Genomic DNA, 556 nt, shown 5'->3' with positions numbered 1-556 from the left:
GCCTTCCACCGGCTCGTTGACCACGTCCTGGAAGAACAGCGGCACGATCTGGGTCAGGCCGCCGATGCTGACGGCGATGACCATCAGCAGCGCCATCAGGCCGATGTTCTTCTCGACAATGTCATGATTCTTCATCAGTGGGCTCCTTGAACCACGAACTTCTCGGCGGCGGCCATTTCAGCGGCCTTGGCCACGCGCACGGTGCGCCAGGTGTTGTAGGCCATCAGCAGCATGCCGGTCAGGAAGAAGGCGCCGCCGATCATGCGCACCAGGAAGCCCGGGTGGCTGGCTTCCAGCGCCTCGACGAAGGAGTAGGTCAGGGTGCCGTCCTCGTTGACCGCGCGCCACATCAGGCCCTGGGTGATGCCGTTGACCCACATGGAGGCGATGTACAGCACGGTGCCGATGGTGGCCAGCCAGAAGTGGGCGTTGATCAGGCCGATGCTGTGCATTTCCTTGCGGCCGAACACCTTCGGCAGCAGGTGGTACAGCGAGCCGATCGACACCATGGCGACCCAGCCGAGGGCGCCGGCATGCACGTGGCCGATGGTCCAGT

General features: G+C 64.0%; 1 protein-coding gene and 1 pseudogene. Both read right to left on the bottom strand.

Annotation, left to right across the window (positions count from 1 at the left end; translation table 11 throughout):
• Window positions 1-135: pseudogene (locus E5198_RS21390) on the bottom strand (cytochrome-c oxidase, cbb3-type subunit II); the annotation flags it as partial.
• Window positions 135-556 (bottom strand): cbb3-type cytochrome c oxidase subunit I (locus E5198_RS21385; RefSeq protein WP_178084117.1); only part of this gene is annotated, 422 nt, incomplete at its 5' end. The pseudogene E5198_RS21390 and the gene E5198_RS21385, both read right to left, overlap by 1 nt.

This window comes from Pseudomonas sp. A-1, from assembly GCF_004801855.1.
GTDB lineage: Bacteria > Pseudomonadota > Gammaproteobacteria > Pseudomonadales > Pseudomonadaceae > Geopseudomonas.
This window is presented reverse-complemented; position numbering and strand designations above follow the sequence as displayed.